Consider the following 26,805-nt stretch of genomic DNA (forward strand, 5'->3'; position numbering starts at 1 on the left):
ATGATTATCAAGATTCAAATAGATTTCAGACTAGAAAAAGTCGGTGCGAATGTGAGGTGAACATAAAATCCCTGGAACATTCGCACCGTTTCATTCGACAAAAATGAGAAAAAATGTATATTTTTTAGGAGAGAAAACAAAGTTCTATATAGAAACTTAAGGGTTTTGACGATCATTCCCTAAAAAATGTTATAATTAGGGCGAAAATCGCAGTCGCACTCTACATGAGTGCGTGGATTGAAATTTTTTCCTTTGGAACTGAAAAATTCCCATCGCAAGGTCGCACTCTACATGAGTGCGTGGATTGAAATTGATCATTTTCGATCTTCGAGATGCAACTACGAGATGTCGCACTCTCCATGAGTGCGTGGATTGAAATCTATAGATTTCTATACGCTTCGAAAAAGTATGTGTCGCACTCTACATGAGTGCGTGGATTGAAATAGCGATGACAAGGCTCGCAAACACATTGTATTTAGTCGCACTCAACATAAGTGCATAGATCACTGTTTCTGCGAATTACATAAATTCAAAATAATGTACTTCCCCCTAAATCTAAGCCCTACACAACAAAAAAAGACTCGCTCACACAGAGCCGAGTCTTAATTTTTTTTGCAGTTTTTCTTCACTGAAAATCCAGCCGGTATAGGAATTTTTGATTTGGTGGTCCATGTCGATATGGCAGATCGCGACAAAAGGATAGTGACCTTTGCTGCGGTAGCGCAAATCAATGAACCGTACCTCATAATGATCCTTGTATTTATCCACTTCCCACCGGTAGACAGGGGAGAAGGAGAGAAAGGCTGAAATGTTTTCATCTTGTTTGGCAATTTTCATAATCTCTGTATCAGGGACCGGCACACGGTTAAAGGTGTCTAAAATGATGATCTCACCATTCATACTGCGTCCAACATGGAAAGAGGATTTACATTTCACGGCAATGCGCCATTGTCTGAACTTCATTGTAGGCGAAATAATAATGTCCTCAATTTCATTGAATCGTGCACGCAGCTGGCGTTTAATCTGAAGCTGCATGATGACTCTGACGATATAATAACAGAAAATCACGGCATACAGCGTAATAAACGTATAGCCGGGATGCCCGCCAATCGCCCAAACGACAATGGCGACAAGATGTGTAAAAAAGATAAACGGATCAAACGTATTAATGATCCCTAGCGCTACCCACTTCTTTGAAAATGGACGAATGGCCTGCGTGCCGTAAGCATTGAAAATATCGACAAACACATGAAGCACGACGGCTAATAGTGTCCATAACCAAAGGTGAAGTAAATTTGCCCCCGGCACAAATGGGAAAATCACAGCCGGAATCAGCAATGACCAAAACAGTACAGCCGGAATGGAATGAGTAAATCCTCGGTGATTTCTTATATAAACTGCATTATTTTTTAGTTTTAGCACAGTATCAATGTCTGGTGCTTGGGAGCCGGCGATGGTCGCGATCATCACAGCGTGTGCCATGTGTGGATCTGCGCTGACGGCTGGATCTAAAAGCGCAAGTCCCCCAAGAGAAATGCCCATTACTACATGAGTACCAGTGTCCAATTGATTACCTCCTAGTTGTCATGCTTAGGAACAATCATACAAAGTATACGTTTCTCATCAAGACTATGTGCAAAATCACTTTTGCTTTATCCCGATTTAATGTAACATGTTAACGTATCTACAAACAGTATACAACAAATAAGGTTCTTTTCAGAACGTTAGCTCTCGGTTCGATAAGAAGGAGTATAGAGATGAAAGACATTCAAGAAAAGCTGGACCGCAAAGATATTGCGGGCTTTCAGTATGATTTAATCGATTGGTATGAAAAAGAACAACGGACACTTCCATGGCGTGAAAATCAAGATCCATACCGCGTCTGGGTATCAGAAGTGATGCTTCAGCAAACGAGAGTGGATACGGTCATTCCGTACTTCAATCGGTTTATGGAGCAATTCCCGACGGTGAAAGATCTCGCACTAGCTGATGAAGAAAAGGTCATGAAAGCATGGGAAGGTCTTGGCTACTACTCAAGAGTGCGTAATTTACAGGCTGCTGTGAAAGAAGTCTATGAATCCTACGAGGGCGTTGTCCCTGATACGAAAGAGCAATTTTCAAAGCTGAAAGGTGTAGGTCCGTATACGAGCGGCGCAGTGCTGAGTATCGCCTATAACAAGCCATACCCTGCGGTAGACGGCAACGTGATGAGGGTCATTTCCCGTATCTTGTCCATATGGGATGATATTGCAAAACCAAAAACGAGAAACATTTTCGAATTTGCGGTCGATCAACTCATTTCCCGGGAAAAGCCATCAGAATTCAATCAAGGGCTAATGGAGCTAGGTGCGCTTATTTGCACCCCAACCTCTCCTGCATGCCTCATGTGTCCTGTAAACATGCATTGCTCGGCACTTGAGGAAGGCGTTCAGCATGAGCTGCCGGTGAAAAGTAAAAAGAAAAAGCCGACTGCGAAATCAATGGCAGCGGTGGTGTTATTTGATGATCAAGGCCACCTCTATATTCATAAGCGTCCAAGTACAGGTCTGCTTGCGAATTTATGGGAGTTCCCAAACATGGAAACAATGAAGGGAAGAAAAACGGAAAAAGAGCAGCTGATTGATTTCTTAAAAGAGGAAGCGGGTGTACAAGCAGAACTTGGTGATTTAGAAGGCACCATTCAACATGTATTTACCCACCTCATCTGGAATATTTCTGTTTTCTTTGGACGTGTGACCTCTGTATCTGATGACACGATGCTGAAAAAAGTCACAACAGAAGAATTTGAGGCATATGCTTTGCCAGTCTCACATCAAAAAATATGGAAGATGGCACTTGAACAGCCTAGTCATATTTAACCGTTGTACCATGGGTATAATCGGCTTCATTTCGGTGCAGACCCCCGCGGTTTTCAATTTCAGAAATGATTTCTCGATACTTAGATTGCCCTTCTTCGTTTAAATAAGGTAAAATTTGTTGGAAAGCATGATGAAAAAAAGCAAGCTCAGTATCTTTCCATTGATCCTTTGACATCATGCCAAGCTGGCTTAAATCGCGTCCGACATACATGAATGTAACCTCCTAATAGGAACTTTCCTATTAGTGTGAAGCGAATGGACGAAAACTATTCAAATCAGGAGATGAACCATAATGAACAAGCGTAAATGTGCACTAATTACAGGCAGCAGTAGAGGTGTCGGGAAAGAAGTAGCCCTTCGCCTGGCTGAAAAAGGATATGACATTGTCATTAACTATGCAAGAAGCAAAAAAGCAGCACTTGAAACAGCTGAAGAAATTGAAGCGATGGGTGTTAAAACATTAGTTGTCAAAGCCAACGTTGGTCAGCCAGAGAAAATCAAAGACATGTTCCAGCAAATTGACGAAACGTTTGGCCGTTTAGACGTATTTGTGAACAATGCGGCATCTGGCGTTCAGCGCCCAATCATGGATCTTGAAGAAAATCATTGGGACTGGACCATGAATATCAATGCGAAGGCCTTGTTATTCTGCGGACAAGAAGCAGCCAAATTAATGGAGAAAAACGGCGGCGGACATATCGTCAGCATTAGCTCACTAGGCTCCATCCGCTACCTTGAAAACTACACGGTGGTCGGTGTATCTAAAGCAGCACTAGAAGCGTTGACACGCTACCTATCCGTTGAGCTGTCACAAAAAAATATCGTCGTAAATGCCGTATCAGGCGGTGCCATTGATACAGATGCACTCAAGCACTTCCCGAATCGTGAAGAGCTATTAGAAGACGCTAAGAAAAATACACCAGCAGGCCGTATGGTGGAAATTAAAGACATGGTCGACAGTGTAGAATTCCTTGTATCAGGCAAAGCAGATATGATTAGAGGACAGACGATTATCGTCGATGGCGGACGTTCTTTGCTTGTTTAAAAAAATCATGAATAAGATGTACACCTTCTGCACAAATTAATGTGCGTGGAGGTGATAATGATGGATAAACAACAAAACAAAACAAACGCACAACAAGTGAAAAAACAAAACCAAGCTGCTGCACAAGGCGGTCAATATGGCACTGAATTTGCTAGCGAGACTGATGCACAGCACGTAAAAAAATACAACCAAAAAGCTGAGCAAAACAAACAACAAAACAGCTAATCACTGAAACAAAAGGAAGCACTTCATCTACGAATGAAGTGCTTTTCTTTTTGCCTCTTTCCACCATCCGACAAAACCTGTAAAACCTCTACATAAACAGTCAAAGGACTTCTTCCTTCTTTCAAGAAATGGTATAGATACAAAAAGTCGATACGAATGAAAGGGAGGAGTTAGATGTCTGATTTCGATCAGCTTGTCAGAGAACAAATGCAGCTTATGGATCAGCTGCTCGATGTACAAGGAGAACTGGATCTGTACTTAGAGACAGAAAAACGATTGCTGCAAGGTGAAAAAAAGGAAGAGCGGCATAAGCTTCATGATCAAATCAAACAGAAACGAGAGGAACTGCAAAAAGTCCAAACACTATTTACAAAACAGACTGAACAAGTCATCAATTCGTATAAACAAATGGAGAAGAGCTCAACCGTCATGTAAAAGAGTGTGCCGTTCAATTGGGTTGAATGGCTTTTTCATTTCATTTTTTAATGATGTAACGGTATAATATAATAGAGACATGTTTAGTTGGGAAATTAGGTCTTTGGACTGTTAGGTTTGTTTGTTATAGAAAGTAGGGGAGAAAATATGGGCTATCCCAAGGAAGGAGAAACCATCCAAATTCAAAGCTATAAACATAATGGCTTGATCCACAGGATTTGGAATGAAACCACCATTCTGAAAGCAACGGAATTGTGTATCATTGGTGCAAACGATCGAACAATGGTGACTGAATCCGATGGCCGAACATGGATGACAAGAGAACCGGCTATTTGCTATTTTCATGCAAAACAATGGTTTAATGTCATTGGGATGCTTCGAGATGATGGGGTGTATTATTACTGCAACATCAGCTCTCCTTTTGCGACAGATGAAGAGGCGATTAAGTATATTGATTACGACTTAGATGTCAAAGTCTTTCCGGACATGACGTATAATATTTTGGATGAGGATGAATATGCAGATCATAAGAGGCAGATGAATTATCCAAAAGAAATCGATAGTATCTTACGAGAGCATCTAAATACATTACTGCATTGGATTCACCAGCGGAAGGGACCGTTTGCTCCAGAATTTGTGGATATGTGGTATGAACGTTTTTTGCGTTATACAAAATAAGTAACAGCAGCTAAAACCTGTTTGGCTTTTCAAAGCCAACAGGTTTTTGATTGCGTACGGATAAGAGGCACTGATAGATTGGGAAGGAGATTTACATGGGGGTCATAAAACGTTACATGGCTTTTGTAACACCGTATAAAAAACAGATTGCATTGACAATGGTGATCGGAATGATTAAGTTCTCGATCCCCTTAACATTGCCTCTGCTTTTAAAGTATGTCATTGATGATGTGATTCAAGGCTCTGGATCGGCTGAAGAAAAAACATCCACTCTCTTTATTATTATGGGAATCATGCTTGTATTATTTTTAGTGATGAGACCGCCTGTTGAGTACTACAGACAATACTATGCGCAGTGGACAGGCAGTAAAGTATTATTTGATATTCGGGAAAAACTGTTCTCGCACATTCAAAAGTTGAGCCTTCGTTATTACGCCAACACGAGAACAGGGGAAATTATTTCAAGGGTCATCAACGATGTGGAGCAAACAAAGGAATTTGTCATCACAGGGCTTATGAACATTTGGCTTGATTTGATGACCGTCCTGATTGTGATAGCCATTATGTGTACACTGGATCTTAAACTCACCATTGTGTCTGTCATTATTTTTCCGCTGTATGCGTTAGCAGTGAAGTATTTTTACGGACGGCTTCGCAAGCTGACAAAAGAGCGGTCGCAGGCACTGGCTGAGGTACAAGGGCACCTGCATGAGCGAGTACAAGGAATGCCTGTCATTCGCAGCTTTGCGATTGAAGAATACGAACAAGAGAATTTTCACGATGAAAATAAAAATTTCTTAAACAAAGCGATCAATCATACGAATTGGAATGCCAAAACTTTCGCCGTCGTCAATACGATCACAGACATTGCGCCGCTGCTCATCATTGCTTTTGCTGGCTATACCGTCATTAACGGGTCGCTTTCAATTGGGACAATGATTGCCTTTGTCGGCTACATTGACCGGATGTACAACCCGATTCGTCGTCTCATTAACTCATCGACGACTTTAACTCAGTCAGTAGCATCAATGGATCGTATTTTTGAGTTTATTGATGAACCGTATGAAGTAACAGATAAGCCGAATGCAAAAGAAGCCAATCACTTAAAAGGTGAGGTAGAATTTAAAGATGTGTCGTTCCGTTACGAACATACACAGGAAGAGATTTTACACAATATCTCCTTGAAAGTAGAAAAAGGTCAAACCGTTGCGCTTGTAGGAATGAGCGGCGGAGGGAAGTCGACACTCGTCAGCTTAATTCCAAGATTTTATGATGTCACAAGCGGATCACTCGAAATTGACGGCATTGATATTAAAGAGTACAAGGCAAGAAGCCTGCGTAATCAAGTCGGAATGGTGCTCCAAGATACATTCTTATTCAGTGACACCATTAAAGAAAATATCGCTGTGGGAGACCCGGAAGCATCTTTTGAGAAAATTGTGTCGGCTGCAAAAGCGGCAAATGCGCATGATTTTATCATGTCTCTTCCTGAAGGATATGACACGAAAGTAGGAGAACGTGGCGTAAAGCTATCGGGCGGTCAAAAACAACGAATTTCAATTGCGAGGGTATTTCTTAAAAATCCACCGCTGCTTATTTTAGACGAAGCGACGTCTGCACTTGATTTAGAAAGTGAACATTACATTCAAGAAGCGATGCAAAAGCTGGCAAAAGATCGCACAACTTTTATAGTTGCGCACCGTTTATCAACGATTACACATGCGGACCTCATTGTGGTCATGGAACAAGGCGAGATTGTGGAAAAAGGAACACATGAAGAATTAATGAACCGAGACAGCCACTATCGCCATCTATTTACCATTCAAACATTAAATTAGTAGAAGCCTATCCGATTCTAGCGGATAGGCTTTTTTATGCTTGTCAAAAACATGACATATTTCCCAGCTTGTCTCAATACAATTTTAAAAAGTATGACGGGGTGGTGAAGATGTGAAAGAACAAGAAGTATTGCTAGATGTCAAACAGCTGTCCATTGCCTTTCAGCAAAAAAAGCAGAGAGTGCCGATCGTTCATGACATCTCATTCTCTATTCAAAAAGGAGAAACCTTAGGTATTGTGGGCGAATCTGGCTGCGGGAAAAGCATCACATCGATGTCTTTAATGGGGCTGAATCACCAAACAGAAACAACAGGTCACATACAATTTGAAGGTCAAAACCTGCTGTCACTGTCGGAGAAACAATGGCGAGAGGTCAGAGGGAATGACATCTCAATGATTTTTCAGGAACCCATGACTTCTCTCAATCCACTCATGACCATCGGCAAGCAAATGACAGAAGCCCTTTTTACACATCAGACTATCAGCCAAAAAGAAGCAAAAGTGAAGGCAGTAGATTTGCTTCAAACGGTAGGCCTGAAACAAGCAGCGTCATTACTCAAAAAATATCCACATGAACTATCGGGCGGCATGCGTCAGCGTGTGATGATTGCGATGGCGATGCTGTGTCACCCAAAGCTCATGATTGCAGATGAACCAACGACTGCACTTGATGTCACCATCCAAGCACAAATTCTTCGTTTGCTCAAAAAGTTAAATGAAGAGATGGACACCGCTATTTTATTTATTACTCATGATTTAGGCGTCGTGCGGCAAATATGCCAGCGTGTCATGATTATGTATGCCGGTCGAATCGTAGAAGAAGGAACCGTTGACCGTATTTTTCAAAAACCTCTGCATCCCTACACGAAAGGTCTTTTCGCCTCTGTTCCATCATTTAAAGAGAAAAAAGAAAAACTCATGTCTATTCCGGGTCATGTACCTAAGCCAGGAGCTATTCGGTCCGGCTGTCAATTTGCACCACGCTGTCCATATCAAATGACGCAATGTCTTGAAAAAGACCCATCTTTACAATCCATTTCACACAATCACCGCGTCGCATGTTTTCTAATGGAAGGAGGAGAAGACACTGAATCACCCACTATTGCAAGTGAATCAACTGACGAAGCGTTATGACACATCGGCATTTTTTTCTAAACACAAACAGACGACTTTGGCTTTAAATCAAGTGTCCTTTCATGTGAAAGAAGGAGAGACGCTCGGCATTGTGGGCGAATCTGGCTGCGGGAAATCAACCCTTGGCAAAAGCTTAATGAGATTAATCGAACCGACTTCTGGCTCAATCCAAATGAAAGGACAAGAAGTGACGCTTCTGAAAGAACGAGACATGCGTTCCTTCAGAAAAGACATTCAAATGATCTTCCAAGATCCATACGCTTCCTTAAATCCACGAATGAAAATCAAAGACATTTTAGAAGAACCGCTCATTGTCCATAAACATGGAACAAAAGCAGAAAGACAAAAGCGGGTAAAAGAGATGCTGCACATTGTTGGGTTTGACCCATCTTATGGAGATCGATATGCGCACCAATTCAGCGGCGGTCAGAGGCAGCGTATTGGAATTGCTAGGGCGCTGATTACTCATCCAAGTCTTGTGATTGCCGATGAGCCAGTTTCCGCTTTAGATGTATCGGTTCAAGCGCAAATTTTGAATTTAATGCTCGAATTGCAAAAGACGCTTTCTCTGACGTACTTGTTTATTTCTCACGATCTAGGCGTTGTCAAGTATATGAGCGACCGAATTGCAGTGATGTACGCTGGCCGTATTGTAGAAATGGGTCCTGCGGAGGACGTATTTCACAAGCCGCTTCATCCTTATACATCGCTTCTTCTGACATCCATTCCACATATGGATCACGTGCTGGAAACGCAGGATGTGTCAGCGGAAGAATCCACCCTGGTGTCAGAAGATGGCTGTCCTTTCTATAAAAGATGTCCAAAAAGGTGGGCGCAATGCTTGCAAGCTGTTCCGCCTTTGTATGAGGAGGAAACAGGTCATGCAGCTGCGTGCTATTTATATCAAAAGGAGGAACACAATGAAGAAGACATGGTTATTCAGTAGTTTCATTTTTGTGCTGGCACTTGCGTTATTTTTAGGGGGCTGTTCATCTTCATCAACATCAGAAGAAAAAGCCACAAAAGACACTCTCGTATTCGGCAGAGGAGGGGACTCTACGTCACTTGATCCGATTACAACAACAGAAGGCGAAACCTTCAAGGTCACAGAGAATATGTTTGAAAAGCTTTTGAATTACGGTGAAAAAGACACGACCATCCATCCGGGCCTCGCAACAGAATGGGATGTTGCAAAGGACGGAAAATCGTACACGTTCTACTTAAGAGAAGGTGTGAAATTTCACGATGGCACAGACTTTAATGCAGAAGCAGTGAAATTCAACTTTGACCGCTGGATGAATGGAGATGCCGAAAAATTTCCTTACTACGGCATGTTTGGCGGCTATAAAAAAGATAAAGGGCATGTCATTAAAGACATCATCGTCAAAGGAGAGCATGAAATTGAATTTCAGCTCAAACGCCCGCAAGCAACATTTCTGAAAAACATCGCCATGTCACCATTTGGTATCGCCAGTCCTGCAGCAGTTGAAAAAAGCGGTGATTCATTTAGAGAAAACCCAGTTGGCACAGGACCATTTAAGTTTAAAGAATGGAAGCAGAACGACCGTATTGTCTTAGAAAAGAACGAAGATTACTGGCAAAAAGATAAACCAAAACTGAAACAAATCATTTTCCGCTCTATTCCTGAAAACTCTGCTCGTTTAAATGCGCTTAAAACAGGCGAAATTGACTTAATGGACGGCGTCAATCCGTCCGATTTAGATGGCATTAAAACAGACAAAGCGCTCCAGCTGATTGAAAGACCATCCATGAACGTAGGTTATATCGGGTTGACAGTGACTAGAAAGCCGCTTGATAACAAGTTGGTTCGTCAGGCACTCAATTATGCAGTTGATAAAGAATCAATCATCGAGTCGTTTTATGGAGGGCTTGCTGAACCAGCAAAAAATCCACTTCCTCCGTCATTAGAAGGCTACAATGACGAGATTGAGCCATATCCATATGATCCGGAAAAAGCAAAAGAACTATTGAAAGAGGCAGGCTTCCCTGACGGTTTTCGCATCAAGCTTTGGGCAATGCCTGTGCCGCGTCCATATATGCCAGACGGGATGAAGGTAGCTGAAGTCATTCAGTCAAACTTTGAAAAAGTTGGTGTCAAAGCCGAAATCGTCACATATGATTGGGCGACTTATTTAGATAAAGCAAGTAAAGGCGAAGCAGATGTGTTCTTATTAGGATGGACAGGGGACAATGGCGATCCTGATAATTTCATCTATACATTATTAGATAAAGACAGTATTGGCGGCAACAACTATACATTCTTCCAAAACGATAAAATGCATGACATCCTCATTGAAGCGCAGACCGATACGGATCAAAAGAAGCGAAATGAATTATATCAAGAAGCTCAAGAAATCATTCATGATGAAGCGCCTTGGATTCCATTAGTCCATTCAATTCCAATGCTTGCTGCATCTAAAGATTTAAAAGGCTACCAGCCGCATCCGACTGGTTCCGAAGCATTGACTGACGTATATTTCGAATAAGCAAATAAGGGAGATCGTTCGATCTCCCTTATCCAAACAATGAAAAGGCGGTGAAAGCTGTTTGTTTGCTTATTGTATGAAGCGAGCAGGAATGCTCATTCCAGTACTGATCGGAATGACCTTAGTTGTATTTTCTATTATTCGGTTTATCCCTGGAAATCCGGCGCAGGTCATCTTAGGACAGCGGGCAACGAAAGAAGCAGTAGAGCAATTGACGATTCAGCTTGGTTTAGACCAGCCGTGGTACGTACAATATGGTCACTACATGCTGGGGCTTTTAAAAGGCGATCTAGGGACTTCCATACGAACAGGAGCGGCTATTGCCCAGGAAATGAAGCCTTACTTATTCGCTACATTAGAATTGACTTTCTTCGCTATGTTGCTGGCGATTATTGTCGGTGTGAATGCCGGAATCATTAGTGCGTGGTTTAAACATTCTTTCTTTGATTATGTGGCCATGTTTATTGCGCTCATTGGGGTGTCCATGCCGATTTTCTGGTTAGGCTTAATGGGACAGTGGCTATTCTCGATTGAATTAGGTATTTTGCCGACTACAGGACGAGAAAACGTCAGAAATCCGGTAGAGTCGATCACCTATATTCATACGCTGGACACGCTTTTGCAAGGACGATTTGATCAATTCTTTGACAGCATCAAGCATTTAATTTTACCAAGTACCGCTCTCGCAACGATTCCTGCTGCGATTATTGCAAGGATTACGAGGGCAAGTATGCTGGAAGTTCTTCATTCAGATTTTATTCGAACAGCAAAAGCAAAAGGGGTACGTTCATTTTTCATCATTTATCAGCATGGGCTGAAAAATGCGCTCATTCCGATTTTAACGATTATTGGTCTTCAAACAGGTCTCTTGCTAGGCGGAGCCATTTTAACAGAAACGATCTTTGCTTGGCCGGGAATTGGGCGGTATATTTACGATGCCATTAGCTATCGTGATTATCCTGTCATTCAAACTGGCATTCTTGTTGTAGCGCTCATATTTGTGCTGATCAATTTCATTGTGGATATCTTGTATGCAGTCATTGATCCGAGGATTAAATACTAGAGAAGGGAGAGTGACGACATGGAAGCGCAAAAAGAGCTTCAAGCACCTGAACAAAAGGAAGAACGCTCTCAATCACTGATTCTTGAATCGATGAAACTGTTCTTTCAGCACAAGCTGGCGGTCATTGGCACTGTGATTGTCTTTTTATTTCTGATCCTAGCAATCTTTGCACCGCTCATTGCTCCTTATGGAATCAACGAGCAGTCACTAGGCGAACGATTTAGTGCCCCTTCGGCTGCACATTGGTTTGGTACGGATGATTTCGGGAGAGACATATTTTCTAGAGTCGTGCATGGAGCTCGGATTTCATTATGGGTGGGTTTCTTCTCCGTTCTCGGGTCGGTTATTTTAGGGACATTGCTTGGATTGATGGCAGGTTACGGCGGCAGATTGCTGGATGCTGTCATCTCAAGACTATTTGATATTTTACTCGCTTTTCCTAGCATTCTATTAGCGATTGCGATCGTTTCCATCTTAGGCCCTTCCTTACAAAATGCCCTTATTGCCATAGCGATTATTAACGTCCCGACTTTTGGGCGGCTGGTTCGTTCAAAGGTGCTGAGCATTAAGCAAGAAGAATATGTTTTAGCAGCAAAGGCAGTCGGGATGTCACACCGCCGCATCGTTCTTCGTCACATTCTGCCAAATAGTATGGTGCCGGTGATCGTTCAGGCGACGCTTGCGATTGGTACAGCCATTATCGAAGCGGCGGCTTTAGGATTTTTAGGATTAGGTGCACAAGCGCCAAGTCCAGAGTGGGGGAAAATGCTTGCCGATGCGAGACCTTATCTCGTACAAGCGCCATGGACTTTATTTTTCCCGGGGATTGCGATCATGCTGACGGTTCTTGGCTTTAACTTGATGGGAGATGGATTAAGAGACACCCTTGATCCTAAAATGAAGAAAATAAAATAAGACCGATTCTAAGAATCGGTCACAGCGTTTAGGCAAACCCTCGCATTCGTTGTTAGTCCTGCGTGCCGGTGCTCACGAATATGGCATTCGCTCCGCTCCAGTACTCGTCCTTCCTTGATTTCAAGGGTTTTCAACTACGCTGAAAAGAAGACAAAGGGCTAAAATAATTTTAGCCCTTTGTCAAAAATGTAAGCCCGATTGTTAGAATCGGGCTTTTGTATTTAAGCTTCTTTTTCTTCTGTCTCAATCTCACTATCTTTTGGGTGATACGTTTGGAAGCTTGTAATCAAAGTATCTAGATGCTCCAATTCATCACGGTATTCAATAATACTCGACATCACATTCAGCATATTGTAATCGAGTAAGTCGTTTTCTTGATTTTGCTGGTGTTGAATAAATGATTTCGTTAATGCTTCAAGACGAAGAGAGCATTCATTCTGAAAATCATCGTCCTGCGGTTTCATTTTTCCAACAAACTTCATCAAGGTACGTTCATGCCAATAAAGCAAATAATCAATCTCATCTGTTAAGCTCTCTCTGAAATGCTCTGGCATCAAATGAATTTCATTTTCTAACTTATGAAGCTTTTTCAGCAAGTACAGCGCTCGATTAGACGTCATGATTGCCTGTCTGAATAAAACAAGCTTTCTAGATTTGACATAAGTTGTTTTCTTTAAATAGCTTCGTTCTTCTTTGTATAACAAGTAAATGTGATCTAATTTGATCATGCGTTCTTTTATTTGATCGATGTCATCCTTTAAAGTGGAATGATCAGTAGACTGTCTGGAGCTCAGACGGATCCATTTTAAAATCTCCTCCGTATTTTCCATAATGTGATGAACAAGCTTTGTTTCATACTTTGGCGGCAGGAAAATCAAATTCACTAAAAATGAAGAAAGTACGCCTAACACCACAGTTGCTGTTCGAATTAAGGCAAAGGAAAGGAAATGATCCCCTGCACTTTCTAAAATCGCGATGACGGTTACGAGTGCAATCGGAATCGTGTGTTCAATCTTCAGCTTTAAATTAATCGCAATGACCATGACGGCAGTTAAGCCGATGATGACTGGTCCTGTGCCAAAAAGCAGACCGAACGTAATGGCAAGTGCTGCTCCAATAATATTGGCTTGCACTTGATCAACAATCGTTAAAAATGATCGATAAATAGATGGCTGGATAGCAAATACAGCTGCAATTCCCGCGAAGACGGGTGTCGGCAACCCAAGCCATGTTGCCAGGTAAAGCGCGAGTACAATGGCAATACCAGTTTTTAAAATACGGGCTCCAAGTTTCATTGGTTTTGTCCCTGCATTCCTTTCTTTTCGATAATAGATGACCACTTGTCATATATCATAAATATTTTGATGAAACAACTAAGTAATATACAGCGGTCTTCCGAAATATTCAAGTGATTTTTGAAAGTTCATGAAAACATCAAAAGAAGGTATTGAGAAAAAATGTAACAGATTCACTCGCTTTTGACAATCAAGAGCTGGTAAATAAAAAAACAGACGCATGAATTTACGTCTGTTTTTCTCTTCATTATGATTGTTTCAGCTGTTCAAACGCGTGATCTACTGCTTTGAGCGTTTCAGAAATATCATTTTCAGTATGTGCAATGGTTAAGAACCAAGCTTCATATTTAGAAGGAGCGAGGTTAATACCTTGTGCGAGCATGAATTTAAAGAAACGGGCGAACATTTCACCATCCGTATTTTCAGCCTGCTCGTAGTTCACGATCGTTTCCTTTGTAAAATAAATGGTGAGAGCACCTTTTAAGCGATTCACTGTAATATCTACTTGATGTTTTTTTGCGTGGGCTAAAATTCCCTCTTCTAACATGGCCCCGAGTTGATCAAGACGTTCGTACACCCCGTCTTCTTTTAACACTTCCAAGCATGCAATACCAGAAAGGATGGAGGCGGGATTACCTGCCATCGTACCAGCTTGGTAGGCTGGTCCAAGCGGGGCGACTTGCTCCATAATTTCTTTTTTACCGCCGTAAGCGCCGATTGGAAGACCGCCGCCGATAATTTTACCTAATGCAGTGAGGTCAGGTTTTACTTGAAGCAAGTCCTGTGCACCACCATACATAAAGCGGAAAGCTGTAATGACTTCATCATAGATGACTAGAGCCCCTTTTTCATGAGTCAGGTCATTCACCTGCTGCAGGAAACCGTCTTTAGGCTCTACGATGCCAAAGTTCCCGACAATTGGCTCAACAAGAACAGCTGCTACTTCATCACCCCAGCGGTCTAATGCTTCTTTGTAGCTGTCTATATCGTTGAATGGAACCGTAATGACTTCATTGGCAATACTTTTAGGCACGCCCGCTGAATCTGGTGTTCCTAAAGTGGAAGGTCCAGAGCCGGCCGCAACTAGCACAAGATCAGAATGGCCGTGGTAACATCCGGCAAACTTAATGATCTTTGTTCTGCCTGTATAAGCGCGAGCGACACGGATTGTCGTCATCACAGCTTCTGTACCTGAATTGACAAAACGAACTTTGTCCAAAGCAGGCATCGCTTCCTTCAGCATCTTAGCAAAAGTGACTTCATGCTTCGTTGGTGTTCCGTAAAGGACACCCGTCTCGGCTGCTTTCGTGATGGCTTTTGTAATATGAGGATGAGCATGTCCCGTAATAATTGGACCGTATGCTGCTAAATAGTCGATATAACGGTTTCCGTCAACATCCCAAAAATAAGCGCCTTCGCCTTTTTCCATTGCAACAGGTGACCCGCCGCCCACTGCTTTATATGAACGAGATGGGCTGTTAACCCCTCCAACAATATGCTCCAGCGCCTCTTGATGTAATTTTTCTGATTCGGTGAATTTCATAAATAGCCTCCTATCTCAACGTATCACGTCGTCTATCATTATTTTAACATGCCGATGCAAGCGTCCTTAGTTGAATATCTTCTCGAAATTGGATAGGCTAATGAAAAAATAGGTTGGAGGGATTGTATCATGACAATCGAAGTGGGGCAGCAAGTACCTGATATTGAATTACTTGGTGATAATGGAGAGAAAGTAAAGCTCTCTGATTTTAAAGGGAAACACATTGTCCTTTATTTTTATCCAAAAGATATGACGCCGGGGTGCACAACGGAAGCTTGTGATTTCCGTGACCGCCATCAAAGCTTTGCGGAATTAGATGCTGTGATCATCGGCGTAAGCCCAGACGGTCAAGATAAGCACCAAAAGTTTAAAGAAAAACATGACTTACCTTTCCTGCTTCTTGTAGATGACGAACAAAAATTGTCTGAAGCTTTCGGTGTATGGAAGCTGAAAAAGAACTTTGGTAAGGAATACATGGGAATTGAACGCTCAACGTTTCTTATTAATAAAGAAGGAAAGCTTGTGAAAGAGTGGCGTAAAGTAAAGGTGAAAGATCATGTGGAAGAAGCGCTTGAGGAACTGAAAGCTCACGCTTAATATGTTGACGTAATGAGATCGGCAGTCGTGCCGGTCTTTTTTGTATAGAAGAATAGGTAAAAAAGAGGATTGTAATTGACAAAGTTTCGGCTCTGGGGGTACACTATTTATAAAGATTATAATATAAGAATATTTTTGAAAAGAGAGGTGCATGATGAAATGGCTGCTCACGAACTAAAAGATGCTTTAGACGCTCTAAAAGAAACCGGTGTTCGAATTACTCCGCAGCGCCATGCCATCTTGGAGTTTCTCGTAAATTCTATGACACACCCAACCGCGGACGATATATATAAGGCACTTGAAGGGAAATTTCCTAATATGAGTGTAGCAACGGTTTACAACAATTTACGAGTCTTCCGGGAATCTGGATTAGTAAAAGAATTAACGTATGGGGATTCCTCAAGCCGATTTGATTTTGCGACATCTGACCATTACCATGCGATTTGTGAAAATTGCGGAAAGATCGTTGACTTTCACTATCCTGGCCTTGATGAAGTAGAACAGCTTGCATCCCATGTGACAGGTTTTACAGTAAGTCATCATCGCTTGGAGATCTATGGCACTTGTCAAGAATGTGCAAAAAAAGAAAATCATTAATGAAAAAGCTGACCAGTTGAATGGTCAGCTTATTTTTATGACTTTTTTCGATTGTAGGATTCATCAAACTCTTTGCCTTCTAATGCTGGATCGAGTGTAAGCGGTTCTCGGCAATGCATGCACATATCCACTCGTCCGAGCACCTTTGTTTCCTTCTCACAGCCTGGACAAATTACTCGTACAGCCTTTGTAGAAAGCATACCGATCCAAAAGTAAACGGCTGTACTCAATCCAATCGATAACACGCCGAGTAGCATAAAGAAGGTCGACAGCCAGACCGATTCCTTGAAGAACACACCGATATACATGATCAAAAAACCAACAAAAACCAAACTAAGTGCAAATGTTCTGATTTTATTAATCTTACTGGAGTATTTCGCCATCCCTAGTCCCCCTTATCTCCAATATAGCACATTTTACCTTTCTGTTTGAATTAGTTATAGAGTTTTGTGAATAAATTGCTTATAATGATTCAATGATCTTTTTTCATGTATTGAAGGAATTTTGATTCTATGAGGAGAAATACATAGCATTAGAGAAGAACCTTACACCCGAGTATTGGAGGAATCACTATGGAAAATCTTCTCCGTCCTATTTATCAAGAGAGAGCAAGTCATCCAGATACATTAGCTGTGATTATAGTAGAAAGAAGACATAAAGTATCTTCTGAGACGGATAACTTTGATGCAGCGCTTCTAGTCATCGTAAAGGATGCGGAAGAACCGTTATTTATTAAGCACTATGAATCCTGTCACCAAACAGCTTCTTTAAATGTTGTCACAGATGATCAGTTGAAGGAATGGATTACCTTAGGTACCAACAGACGGATTATTGATTGGATTTTAAACGGAAAAGTCCTGTTTGATCGAAATGAATATATTTTCAACTTGATTGATGAACTGAGTACATTCCCGTTTTCTAACCGCAAGCTCAAAATTGGTTTAGAATATGGCAAGCTCATTCGCAGATATATAGAAGGAAAAGCATTTTTTGAATCAAATCAATTCCTCGATGCATATAATTCCATTGTGCATGCCCTGCATCATCTGGCGCGTATTGAAGTGATTGATAAAGGCTTCCACCCAGAAGTGACCGTTTGGAACCAAGTACGTCATATGGAGCCGGAAGTATATAAACTTTATTCAGAGTTGATTGAAAGCCACGAAAGTCTTCATAAGCGGTTAGAACTTTTATTCCTAGCGAATGATTTCTTGATTCATTCAAAAGCAGAAATTGGTGCGGCTCATTTGCGTCATGTCATGGAACAGCAGGATATTTGGCTGTTTGGCGAGCTTCTTGCACATCCTGATCTCAAACATTTCACACCTGATCTTAGTGTGATGATTGATTTCTTTGTGGAAAAAGGAATTGTGCTAGTAGAGCCAATTGAGACGAAGGGGCAAAAAATCTATCATCGAGGATATTTTGTTAAAAAAGATATTGACGTATGAATATTATGATGGTATATTATTAAACGTCGCTAATGAGCAACTGAGTTGCTTTGAAAGAAAAGCGGACAAAAAGAAATTCAGAAAAACACTTGACGCACACGGTGCTCAAATGTTATATTAAGAAAGTCGCCTCTGAGCGATAACGAAGATGATCTTTGAAAACTAAACAAGACAAAACGTACCTGTTAATTCGAGTTTTTATAAAAAAATCCTATGATACATCATAGGTAGTCAGTCAAACGCTGACGAGGCAGGAAATGATCACATGCTAAGTTCGCTACATCGTGTAGCAACGCATGTGTGATATGCATCCTGCATACCTCGGAGAGTTTGATCCTGGCTCAGGACGAACGCTGGCGGCGTGCCTAATACATGCAAGTCGAGCGGACAGAAGGGAGCTTGCTCCCGGATGTTAGCGGCGGACGGGTGAGTAACACGTGGGTAACCTGCCTGTAAGACTGGGATAACTCCGGGAAACCGGAGCTAATACCGGATAGTTCCTTGAACCGCATGGTTCAAGGATGAAAGACGGTTTCGGCTGTCACTTACAGATGGACCCGCGGCGCATTAGCTAGTTGGTGAGGTAACGGCTCACCAAGGCGACGATGCGTAGCCGACCTGAGAGGGTGATCGGCCACACTGGGACTGAGACACGGCCCAGACTCCTACGGGAGGCAGCAGTAGGGAATCTTCCGCAATGGACGAAAGTCTGACGGAGCAACGCCGCGTGAGTGATGAAGGTTTTCGGATCGTAAAGCTCTGTTGTTAGGGAAGAACAAGTGCAAGAGTAACTGCTTGCACCTTGACGGTACCTAACCAGAAAGCCACGGCTAACTACGTGCCAGCAGCCGCGGTAATACGTAGGTGGCAAGCGTTGTCCGGAATTATTGGGCGTAAAGGGCTCGCAGGCGGTTTCTTAAGTCTGATGTGAAAGCCCCCGGCTCAACCGGGGAGGGTCATTGGAAACTGGGAAACTTGAGTGCAGAAGAGGAGAGTGGAATTCCACGTGTAGCGGTGAAATGCGTAGAGATGTGGAGGAACACCAGTGGCGAAGGCGACTCTCTGGTCTGTAACTGACGCTGAGGAGCGAAAGCGTGGGGAGCGAACAGGATTAGATACCCTGGTAGTCCACGCCGTAAACGATGAGTGCTAAGTGTTAGGGGGTTTCCGCCCCTTAGTGCTGCAGCTAACGCATTAAGCACTCCGCCTGGGGAGTACGGTCGCAAGACTGAAACTCAAAGGAATTGACGGGGGCCCGCACAAGCGGTGGAGCATGTGGTTTAATTCGAAGCAACGCGAAGAACCTTACCAGGTCTTGACATCCTCTGACAACCCTAGAGATAGGGCTTTCCCTTCGGGGACAGAGTGACAGGTGGTGCATGGTTGTCGTCAGCTCGTGTCGTGAGATGTTGGGTTAAGTCCCGCAACGAGCGCAACCCTTGATCTTAGTTGCCAGCATTCAGTTGGGCACTCTAAGGTGACTGCCGGTGACAAACCGGAGGAAGGTGGGGATGACGTCAAATCATCATGCCCCTTATGACCTGGGCTACACACGTGCTACAATGGACAGAACAAAGGGCTGCGAGACCGCAAGGTTTAGCCAATCCCACAAATCTGTTCTCAGTTCGGATCGCAGTCTGCAACTCGACTGCGTGAAGCTGGAATCGCTAGTAATCGCGGATCAGCATGCCGCGGTGAATACGTTCCCGGGCCTTGTACACACCGCCCGTCACACCACGAGAGTTTGCAACACCCGAAGTCGGTGAGGTAACCTTTATGGAGCCAGCCGCCGAAGGTGGGGCAGATGATTGGGGTGAAGTCGTAACAAGGTAGCCGTATCGGAAGGTGCGGCTGGATCACCTCCTTTCTAAGGATATATGGAGCAGCGTACGTTTTTCGTCTTGTTTAGTTTTGAAGGATCATTCCTTCAAAACATGTCTCTAGCGAGACAGGATTGTTCTTTGAAAACTAGATAACAATAAGTAATACATTCACATTGAATGCAATGCAAAGTTCATCACACATAGTGATTCTTTCTAAAGTAAGAAATGGTTAAGTTAGAAAGGGCGCACGGTGGATGCCTTGGCACTAGGAGCCGATGAAGGACGGGACGAACACCGATATGCTTCGGGGAGCTGTAAGCAAGCTTTGATCCGGAGATTTCCGAATGGGGAAACCCACTGCTCGTAATGGAGTAGTATCCATACTTGAATACATAGAGTATGAGAAGGCATACCCGGGGAACTGAAACATCTAAGTACCCGGAGGAAGAGAAAGCAAATGCGATTCCCTGAGTAGCGGCGAGCGAAACGGGAACAGCCCAAACCAAGAGGCTTGCCTCTTGGGGTTGTAGGACACTCTATACGGAGTTACAAAGGAACGATATAAGCGAAGAGGTCTGGAAAGGCCCGCCAAAGAAGGTAACAGCCCTGTAACTGAAATGTTGTTCTCTCCAGAGTGGATCCTGAGTACGGCGGAACACGTGAAATTCCGTCGGAATCCGGGAGGACCATCTCCCAAGGCTAAATACTCCCTAGTGACCGATAGTGAACCAGTACCGTGAGGGAAAGGTGAAAAGCACCCCGGAAGGGGAGTGAAATAGATCCTGAAACCGTGTGCCTACAAGTAGTCAGAGCCCGTTAACGGGTGATGGCGTGCCTTTTGTAGAATGAACCGGCGAGTTACGATCCCGTGCAAGGTTAAGCAGAAGATGCGGAGCCGCAGCGAAAGCGAGTCTGAATAGGGCGCATGAGTACGTGGTCGTAGACCCGAAACCAGGTGATCTACCCATGTCCAGGGTGAAGTTCAGGTAACACTGAATGGAGGCCCGAACCCACGCACGTTGAAAAGTGCGGGGATGAGGTGTGGGTAGGGGTGAAATGCCAATCGAACCTGGAGATAGCTGGTTCTCTCCGAAATAGCTTTAGGGCTAGCCTCAAGGTAAGAGTCTCGGAGGTAGAGCACTGATTGGACTAGGGGCCCCTACCGGGTTACCGAATTCAGTCAAACTCCGAATGCCGATGACTTATCCTTGGGAGTCAGACTGCGAGTGATAAGATCCGTAGTCGAAAGGGAAACAGCCCAGACCGCCAGCTAAGGTCCCAAAGTATACGTTAAGTGGAAAAGGATGTGGAGTTGCTTAGACAACCAGGATGTTGGCTTAGAAGCAGCCACCATTTAAAGAGTGCGTAATAGCTCACTGGTCGAGTGACTCTGCGCCGAAAATGTACCGGGGCTAAACGTATCACCGAAGCTGCGGACTGTTCTTACGAACAGTGGTAGGAGAGCGTTCTAAGTGCAGTGAAGTCAGACCGGAAGGACTGGTGGAGCGCTTAGAAGTGAGAATGCCGGTATGAGTAGCGAAAGACGGGTGAGAATCCCGTCCACCGAATGCCTAAGGTTTCCTGAGGAAGGCTCGTCCGCTCAGGGTTAGTCGGGACCTAAGCCGAGGCCGAAAGGCGTAGGCGATGGACAACAGGTTGATATTCCTGTACCACCTCCTCACCATTTGAGCAATGGGGGGACGCAGGAGGATAGGGTAAGCGCGGTATTGGATATCCGCGTCCAAGCAGTTAGGCTGGGAAATAGGCAAATCCGTTTCCCGTGAAGGCTGAGCTGTGATGGCGAGCGAAATTTAGTAGCGAAGTTCCTGATTCCACACTGCCAAGAAAAGCCTCTAGCGAGGTGAGAGGTGCCCGTACCGCAAACCGACACAGGTAGGCGAGGAGAGAATCCTAAGGTGATCGAGAGAACTCTCGTTAAGGAACTCGGCAAAATGACCCCGTAACTTCGGGAGAAGGGGTGCTTCTTAGGGTGTTAAAGCCCCGAGAAGCCGCAGTGAATAGGCCCAGGCGACTGTTTAGCAAAAACACAGGTCTCTGCGAAGCCGTAAGGCGAAGTATAGGGGCTGACGCCTGCCCGGTGCTGGAAGGTTAAGAGGAGCGCTTAGCGTAAGCGAAGGTGCGAATTGAAGCCCCAGTAAACGGCGGCCGTAACTATAACGGTCCTAAGGTAGCGAAATTCCTTGTCGGGTAAGTTCCGACCCGCACGAAAGGCGCAACGATCTGGGCACTGTCTCAACGAGAGACTCGGTGAAATTATAGTACCTGTGAAGATGCAGGTTACCCGCGACAGGACGGAAAGACCCCGTGGAGCTTTACTGCAGCCTGATATTGAATGTTGGTACAGCTTGTACAGGATAGGTAGGAGCCTTGGAAACCGGAGCGCTAGCTTCGGTGGAGGCATCGGTGGGATACTACCCTGGCTGTATTGACCTTCTAACCCGCTGCCCTTATCGGGCAGGGAGACAGTGTCAGGTGGGCAGTTTGACTGGGGCGGTCGCCTCCTAAAATGTAACGGAGGCGCCCAAAGGTTCCCTCAGAATGGTTGGAAATCATTCGCAGAGTGTAAAGGCACAAGGGAGCTTGACTGCGAGACCTACAAGTCGAGCAGGGACGAAAGTCGGGCTTAGTGATCCGGTGGTTCCGCATGGAAGGGCCATCGCTCAACGGATAAAAGCTACCCCGGGGATAACAGGCTTATCTCCCCCAAGAGTCCACATCGACGGGGAGGTTTGGCACCTCGATGTCGGCTCATCGCATCCTGGGGCTGTAGTCGGTCCCAAGGGTTGGGCTGTTCGCCCATTAAAGCGGTACGCGAGCTGGGTTCAGAACGTCGTGAGACAGTTCGGTCCCTATCCGTCGCGGGCGCAGGAAATTTGAGAGGAGCTGTCCTTAGTACGAGAGGACCGGGATGGACGCACCGCTGGTGTACCAGTTGTTCTGCCAAGGGCATCGCTGGGTAGCTATGTGCGGACGGGATAAGTGCTGAAAGCATCTAAGCATGAAGCCCCCCTCAAGATGAGATTTCCCATTCCGCAAGGAAGTAAGATCCCTGAAAGATGATCAGGTTGATAGGTCTGAGGTGGAAGCGTGGTGACACGTGGAGCTGACAGATACTAATAGATCGAGGACTTAACCTATATTCTAATGTGAAAAATGAACATTGTTATCTAGTTTTGAGAGAACATTTTTCAAAAATCTCTTGATTTATTTGTAATACATAGTATAATATCTTTTGTCACTAAATTGTCTGGTGATGATGGCGAAGAGGTCACACCCGTTCCCATACCGAACACGGAAGTTAAGCTCTTCAGCGCCGATGGTAGTTGGGGGTTTCCCCCTGTGAGAGTAGGACATCGCCAGGCTTTCTTCATTCCGCAGTAGCTCAGTGGTAGAGCTATCGGCTGTTAACCGATCGGTCGTAGGTTCGAATCCTACCTGCGGAGCCAATTTGGAGAGCTGTCCGAGTGGCCGAAGGAGCACGATTGGAAATCGTGTAGGCGGTAACCCCGTCTCAAGGGTTCGAATCCCTTGCTCTCCGCCACAATTTACATAATAAAGGGCCCGTTGGTCAAGCGGTTAAGACACCGCCCTTTCACGGCGGTAACACGGGTTCGAATCCCGTACGGGTCACCATTTTTATAGAAATACATACCAGCATTTTATTCGGAGGATTAGCTCAGCTGGGAGAGCATCTGCCTTACAAGCAGAGGGTCGGCGGTTCGAGCCCGTCATCCTCCACCATATCTTTTATATCGTCGCGGGGTGGAGCAGTTCGGTAGCTCGTCGGGCTCATAACCCGAAGGTCGCAGGTTCAAATCCTGCCCCCGCAACCAAATTTATCTTTATTGGTCCGGTAGTTCAGTTGGTTAGAATGCCTGCCTGTCACGCAGGAGGTCGCGGGTTCGAGTCCCGTCCGGACCGCCATTTTTTAAAAAGAATACTTGGCTCGGTAGCTCAGTTGGTAGAGCAACGGACTGAAAATCCGTGTGTCGGCGGTTCGATTCCGTCCCGAGCCACCACTATTTGCCGGTGTAGCTCAATTGGTAGAGCAACTGACTTGTAATCAGTAGGTTGGGGGTTCAAGTCCTCTTGCCGGCACTGTTTTTCAAATGTGGAGGGGTAGCGAAGTGGCTAAACGCGGCGGACTGTAAATCCGCTCCCTCCGGGTTCGGCGGTTCGAATCCGCCCCCCTCCACCATTTTTATTTTCATAGGGGCATAGTTTAACGGTAGAACAGAGGTCTCCAAAACCTCCGGTGTGGGTTCGATTCCTACTGCCCCTGCCAATTATATGATTCATAACATCTATGGCGGTTGTGGCGAAGTGGTTAACGCACCAGATTGTGGCTCTGGCACTCGTGGGTTCGATTCCCATCAATCGCCCCATTTTATTATTGGGCTATAGCCAAGCGGTAAGGCAACGGACTTTGACTCCGTCATGCGTTGGTTCGAATCCAGCTAGCCCAGTTGATATGCGGAAGTAGTTCAGTGGTAGAACACCACCTTGCCAAGGTGGGGGTCGCGGGTTCGAATCCCGTCTTCCGCTCCAATTATGGCGGCATAGCCAAGTGGTAAGGCAGAGGTCTGCAAAACCTTTATCCCCGGTTCAAATCCGGGTGTCGCCTTTTTTGAAAAGACTGCCGGGGTGGTGGAATTGGCAGACACACAGGACTTAAAATCCTGCGGTAGGTGACTACCGTGCCGGTTCAAGTCCGGCCCTCGGCACCATTTTTTATTTATTATAAGTTGCGCTCTTTAATGATCATGCCGGTGTGGCGGAATTGGCAGACGCGCACGACTCAAAATCGTGTTCCTCACGGAGTGCCGGTTCGACCCCGGCCACCGGTATCTAGTTTAAGATATTCTTTATTATCGTCAATTACAGAAGAATTAAGGAATATTAACGTTTAAAACGTCTTTCTACAAATTGTAGGAGGGCGTTTTTTATTTGTTGTTTAGCTGATTTTTCACACGGAAAAATTACTTCAAATCGTGTTCAAAGGAGATTAACTTTTACTTTATTGATGGTTACCTTATGATTAAACTAAAGGGGCAGGACAATTGAAGATGGATTGGATCAATTGTACATAGGAGGTGTTGTAATGATTACGGTTAAAAATGCTGAAAGTTATCTTAAAGATAGCATCGGTGAAGAGACCGATGAGATAAATAAGGTTTGGGAAACATTTAAGGCTTTTTCAAAGGAGACCGTTGAGGGCGAAGAAGATAAAGAAATTTTATTTCAGTGTGGTGTCTATGATTTTACAGGAGAGGAACTATTTCATCTTGATTTTGTACGTCAGTTTACAATTTATGAAAAAGATGATTATTCTCACATGGAACAACTGCACTGTGAATTTTTATTTAAACCAACAAGCGAGTTAAAAAAGTTAAAGGTGGTAGAAGAATGGTCAATGGATTATGACGATATAGATCATTTTTTTCATCATATTGAAAGTATTCATGAGTTTAAAATTCCTTTGACTTTAAAGCCGATAAAATCAGCAATATATCAAGAAGAACTTTAATTCTTATTTCATTAACGGCTGCTTTACTTTAAGAGGGTATACCTTGCCTTTTTGGAATCATTTATCACGTAGTGTCGGTTCGACTCCGGCCACCGGTATCTATTAAAAGTTTGGTTTTTACCGTGAACCTAACGTTTCACCCTCGTGGTGAAACGTTTTTTTGTGGTTTAAATGAGTTATTTAGATGAAAATAGAATCCTATTAGAATAGAATGAGCATGTACTACTTTTAACAGAATAAACTTTAGATGATTTGCAACATTTGGTACGATACATTTAACCATATAAGGAAACAGAATGGATTGGCGCATTCACATAAAACAGTGAATTACCTTTGTGTAACTAAATGAATATTTGTGGGTACATACACATCTTTAGCTTGCATCATCATTGTGACCCAGTTTGGGGGAGAATTTATGAAAAAACAAAATGATCATGAAGAGTTATTGACAGGTGGAAATGTCTCCAACGTATATCGTTCAGGAGATACGGTTCGCAGAGAGGTAAAGTCAGACAATATGAATATACAAAAGCTGCTAAAGCATTTAGAAAAAAAGAATTTCTCCTATGCTCCAACGTTTTTGGGGGTTGATGAAAAAGGTAGAGAGATCTTGTCCTTCATTGAAGGTGAGGCCGGTCATGATCCCTTAAAAGAATACATGTACTCTCACAATGCTTTAAAAGAATTAGCGAAAATGCTTAGACTGTACCATGATGCTGTTTGTGATTTTCCCATTTCAGACGATTGGGAACGAATGGACAATACGCCTAACAACATAGAGGTTGTGTGCCATAATGATTTTGCGATGTACAATATTATTTTCAAAAATAAAAAGCCAGTGGGAATCATTGATTTTGATGTAGCTGCCCCTGGTCCAAGGCTTTGGGATATTGCATATACTCTCTATACATGTGTCCCTCTCAGTAGGTTTTTTCGTACTGAAACAGGGGAGGTCGTAAATTATCATACATTAGAGCATGCAGCCCATATAAAGTATAGAGTCAAACTGTTTTTTGAAGCTTATGGTGAGGAAATACCAGAAGATTATGTGGACATGGTGTTGCTGCGTTTAGAAGGTTTATGTCAATACATGAAGCGAAAAGCGAGTGAAGGGGATAGAGCCTTTCAAAAAATGATTCATGACGGGCACCTTGAACATTATCAAAAAGACATACAATTCATTCATGAACACAGAAAAGAATGGATTTGAGGATGCCAAGGGTTTTATAAAAGAAAAAGGACAACTCATCTT

Annotated in this window: 20 protein-coding genes, 16 tRNA genes, 3 rRNA genes, 1 pseudogene and 1 CRISPR repeat array; of the genes and pseudogenes, 35 read left to right on the forward strand and 5 right to left on the reverse strand. The window is 43.7% G+C overall.

All coding sequences use genetic code 11. The features are described from left to right. Positions 1-212 precede the first annotated feature (212 nt). Positions 213-510: direct repeats of the CRISPR family, unit length 32 nt; unit sequence GTCGCACTCTACATGAGTGCGTGGATTGAAAT. A 75-nt stretch (positions 511-585) separates the two neighbouring features. After that, entirely contained in the window at positions 586-1,566 is a 981-nt protein-coding gene (locus tag NST15_RS04245; protein WP_236810324.1) for a metal-dependent hydrolase, read from the reverse strand. A 191-nt stretch (positions 1,567-1,757) separates the two neighbouring features. On the opposite strand from NST15_RS04245, the gene mutY reads away from it, so the two are divergent. After that, positions 1,758-2,858 (forward strand): A/G-specific adenine glycosylase, encoded by a 1,101-nt coding sequence (gene mutY / locus NST15_RS04250; protein ID WP_206116092.1) that lies wholly within the window; start codon positions 1,758-1,760, stop codon positions 2,856-2,858. Here the strand turns inward: mutY and NST15_RS04255 are convergent. Beyond that, complete coding sequence (locus NST15_RS04255) at positions 2,845-3,069, reverse strand: hypothetical protein (protein WP_008341962.1); 225 nt, start codon at positions 3,067-3,069, stop codon at positions 2,845-2,847. The two genes, mutY and NST15_RS04255, sit on opposite strands and share 14 nt — an antisense overlap. An 81-nt stretch (positions 3,070-3,150) precedes the next feature. On the opposite strand from NST15_RS04255, the gene fabL reads away from it, so the two are divergent. From fabL to NST15_RS04305, 10 genes and pseudogenes are all read left to right on the forward strand, one after another. Continuing rightward, positions 3,151-3,903: an enoyl-[acyl-carrier-protein] reductase FabL gene (gene fabL, locus NST15_RS04260; RefSeq protein WP_007496726.1), complete on the forward strand. Its 753-nt coding sequence runs from the start codon at positions 3,151-3,153 to the stop codon at positions 3,901-3,903. Positions 3,904-3,978: 75 nt separating this feature from the next. Next, positions 3,979-4,128: pseudogene (locus NST15_RS04265) on the forward strand (gamma-type small acid-soluble spore protein); the annotation flags it as partial. 174 nt (positions 4,129-4,302) lie between these two features. Next, a complete protein-coding gene (locus NST15_RS04270; protein WP_017366881.1) occupies positions 4,303-4,563 on the forward strand; it encodes a YgaB family protein in 261 nt (86 codons plus the stop codon). Positions 4,564-4,710: 147 nt separating this feature from the next. Then, entirely contained in the window at positions 4,711-5,241 is a 531-nt protein-coding gene (locus tag NST15_RS04275; protein WP_008341956.1) for a DUF402 domain-containing protein, read from the forward strand. 95 nt (positions 5,242-5,336) lie between these two features. Further along, positions 5,337-7,079, forward strand: a complete 1,743-nt coding sequence (locus tag NST15_RS04280) for an ABC transporter ATP-binding protein (protein WP_007496730.1) — start codon at positions 5,337-5,339, stop codon at positions 7,077-7,079. A 112-nt stretch (positions 7,080-7,191) separates the two neighbouring features. Continuing rightward, positions 7,192-8,214: an ABC transporter ATP-binding protein gene (locus NST15_RS04285; RefSeq protein ID WP_138825425.1), complete on the forward strand. Its 1,023-nt coding sequence runs from the start codon at positions 7,192-7,194 to the stop codon at positions 8,212-8,214. Next, positions 8,183-9,160 (forward strand): oligopeptide/dipeptide ABC transporter ATP-binding protein, encoded by a 978-nt coding sequence (locus tag NST15_RS04290; RefSeq protein WP_019743187.1) that lies wholly within the window; start codon positions 8,183-8,185, stop codon positions 9,158-9,160. Before NST15_RS04285 ends, NST15_RS04290 begins: the two co-directional genes overlap by 32 nt. After that, positions 9,135-10,721: an ABC transporter substrate-binding protein gene (locus tag NST15_RS04295; RefSeq protein ID WP_017358851.1), complete on the forward strand. Its 1,587-nt coding sequence runs from the start codon at positions 9,135-9,137 to the stop codon at positions 10,719-10,721. Before NST15_RS04290 ends, NST15_RS04295 begins: the two co-directional genes overlap by 26 nt. Before the next feature lie 61 nt (positions 10,722-10,782). Next, the gene (locus NST15_RS04300) at positions 10,783-11,784 is read left to right on the forward strand and encodes an ABC transporter permease (RefSeq protein WP_007496737.1); all 1,002 of its coding nucleotides are present in this window, start codon (positions 10,783-10,785) and stop codon (positions 11,782-11,784) included. Between the two features lie 18 nt (positions 11,785-11,802). Continuing rightward, positions 11,803-12,699, forward strand: a complete 897-nt coding sequence (locus NST15_RS04305; RefSeq protein WP_008341942.1) for an ABC transporter permease — start codon at positions 11,803-11,805, stop codon at positions 12,697-12,699. A 221-nt stretch (positions 12,700-12,920) separates the two neighbouring features. On the opposite strand, the gene NST15_RS04310 is transcribed toward NST15_RS04305, so the two are convergent. After that, positions 12,921-13,994: an aromatic acid exporter family protein gene (locus tag NST15_RS04310; protein WP_025206980.1), complete on the reverse strand. Its 1,074-nt coding sequence runs from the start codon at positions 13,992-13,994 to the stop codon at positions 12,921-12,923. A 247-nt stretch (positions 13,995-14,241) separates the two neighbouring features. After that, positions 14,242-15,537, reverse strand: a complete 1,296-nt coding sequence (locus NST15_RS04315; RefSeq protein ID WP_008341922.1) for a glutamate-1-semialdehyde 2,1-aminomutase — start codon at positions 15,535-15,537, stop codon at positions 14,242-14,244. Between the two features lie 129 nt (positions 15,538-15,666). Here NST15_RS04315 and bcp point away from each other — a divergent pair, with 129 nt between their 5' ends. Then, positions 15,667-16,134: a thioredoxin-dependent thiol peroxidase gene (gene bcp / locus NST15_RS04320; RefSeq protein WP_007496746.1), complete on the forward strand. Its 468-nt coding sequence runs from the start codon at positions 15,667-15,669 to the stop codon at positions 16,132-16,134. Positions 16,135-16,293: 159 nt separating this feature from the next. Further along, complete coding sequence (gene perR / locus NST15_RS04325; RefSeq protein ID WP_003217782.1) at positions 16,294-16,731, forward strand: peroxide-responsive transcriptional repressor PerR; 438 nt, start codon at positions 16,294-16,296, stop codon at positions 16,729-16,731. A 35-nt stretch (positions 16,732-16,766) separates the two neighbouring features. On the opposite strand, the gene NST15_RS04330 is transcribed toward perR, so the two are convergent. Next, positions 16,767-17,114, reverse strand: coding sequence for a YgzB family protein (locus NST15_RS04330; RefSeq protein WP_017366887.1), 348 nt, complete (start codon positions 17,112-17,114; stop codon positions 16,767-16,769). A 189-nt stretch (positions 17,115-17,303) separates the two neighbouring features. Between NST15_RS04330 and NST15_RS04335 the strand changes: the two genes are divergently transcribed. From NST15_RS04335 to NST15_RS04440, 22 genes are all read left to right on the forward strand, one after another. Then, positions 17,304-18,182, forward strand: a complete 879-nt coding sequence (locus NST15_RS04335) for a nucleotidyltransferase-like protein (protein ID WP_342498898.1) — start codon at positions 17,304-17,306, stop codon at positions 18,180-18,182. 318 nt (positions 18,183-18,500) lie between these two features. Continuing rightward, a 16S ribosomal RNA gene (locus tag NST15_RS04340) occupies positions 18,501-20,049 on the forward strand. A gap of 183 nt (positions 20,050-20,232) precedes the next feature. Beyond that, positions 20,233-23,163 (forward strand): 23S ribosomal RNA (locus tag NST15_RS04345). A 109-nt stretch (positions 23,164-23,272) separates the two neighbouring features. Then, positions 23,273-23,388, forward strand: a 5S ribosomal RNA gene (gene rrf / locus NST15_RS04350). Together the 16S, 23S and 5S rRNA genes with 16 tRNA genes alongside form the textbook arrangement of a ribosomal RNA operon. A gap of 9 nt (positions 23,389-23,397) precedes the next feature. Then, a tRNA-Asn gene (locus tag NST15_RS04355) sits at positions 23,398-23,472 on the forward strand. A 4-nt stretch (positions 23,473-23,476) separates the two neighbouring features. Next, positions 23,477-23,567: transfer RNA gene (locus tag NST15_RS04360), tRNA-Ser, on the forward strand. Positions 23,568-23,584: 17 nt separating this feature from the next. Beyond that, positions 23,585-23,659: transfer RNA gene (locus NST15_RS04365), tRNA-Glu, on the forward strand. Positions 23,660-23,691: 32 nt separating this feature from the next. Continuing rightward, a tRNA-Val gene (locus NST15_RS04370) sits at positions 23,692-23,767 on the forward strand. Positions 23,768-23,782: 15 nt separating this feature from the next. Further along, positions 23,783-23,859 (forward strand) — tRNA-Met (locus NST15_RS04375). A 14-nt stretch (positions 23,860-23,873) separates the two neighbouring features. Continuing rightward, a tRNA-Asp gene (locus tag NST15_RS04380) sits at positions 23,874-23,950 on the forward strand. 19 nt (positions 23,951-23,969) lie between these two features. Beyond that, a tRNA-Phe gene (locus NST15_RS04385) sits at positions 23,970-24,045 on the forward strand. 6 nt (positions 24,046-24,051) lie between these two features. After that, positions 24,052-24,124, forward strand: a tRNA-Thr gene (locus NST15_RS04390). A 15-nt stretch (positions 24,125-24,139) separates the two neighbouring features. After that, positions 24,140-24,224 (forward strand) — tRNA-Tyr (locus NST15_RS04395). A 13-nt stretch (positions 24,225-24,237) separates the two neighbouring features. Beyond that, positions 24,238-24,311 (forward strand) — tRNA-Trp (locus NST15_RS04400). A 24-nt stretch (positions 24,312-24,335) separates the two neighbouring features. Then, positions 24,336-24,411, forward strand: a tRNA-His gene (locus NST15_RS04405). A 9-nt stretch (positions 24,412-24,420) separates the two neighbouring features. After that, positions 24,421-24,492 (forward strand) — tRNA-Gln (locus NST15_RS04410). A gap of 7 nt (positions 24,493-24,499) precedes the next feature. Then, positions 24,500-24,574: transfer RNA gene (locus NST15_RS04415), tRNA-Gly, on the forward strand. A gap of 5 nt (positions 24,575-24,579) precedes the next feature. Continuing rightward, positions 24,580-24,650, forward strand: a tRNA-Cys gene (locus tag NST15_RS04420). Positions 24,651-24,664: 14 nt separating this feature from the next. Beyond that, positions 24,665-24,753, forward strand: a tRNA-Leu gene (locus NST15_RS04425). A gap of 38 nt (positions 24,754-24,791) precedes the next feature. Continuing rightward, positions 24,792-24,873: transfer RNA gene (locus NST15_RS04430), tRNA-Leu, on the forward strand. A gap of 254 nt (positions 24,874-25,127) precedes the next feature. Further along, positions 25,128-25,553 carry a hypothetical protein gene (locus NST15_RS04435; RefSeq protein ID WP_342498899.1) on the forward strand — a complete coding sequence of 142 codons (426 nt, stop codon included), beginning with the start codon at positions 25,128-25,130 and terminating at the stop codon, positions 25,551-25,553. A gap of 415 nt (positions 25,554-25,968) precedes the next feature. After that, the gene (locus NST15_RS04440; protein WP_342498900.1) at positions 25,969-26,763 is read left to right on the forward strand and encodes a phosphotransferase; all 795 of its coding nucleotides are present in this window, start codon (positions 25,969-25,971) and stop codon (positions 26,761-26,763) included. The last annotated feature ends 42 nt before the right edge of the window (positions 26,764-26,805 follow it).

Origin of the sequence: Bacillus sp. FSL R5-0820, from assembly GCF_038593385.1 — a bacterium.
Classification (GTDB): domain Bacteria; phylum Bacillota; class Bacilli; order Bacillales; family Bacillaceae; genus Bacillus; species Bacillus altitudinis.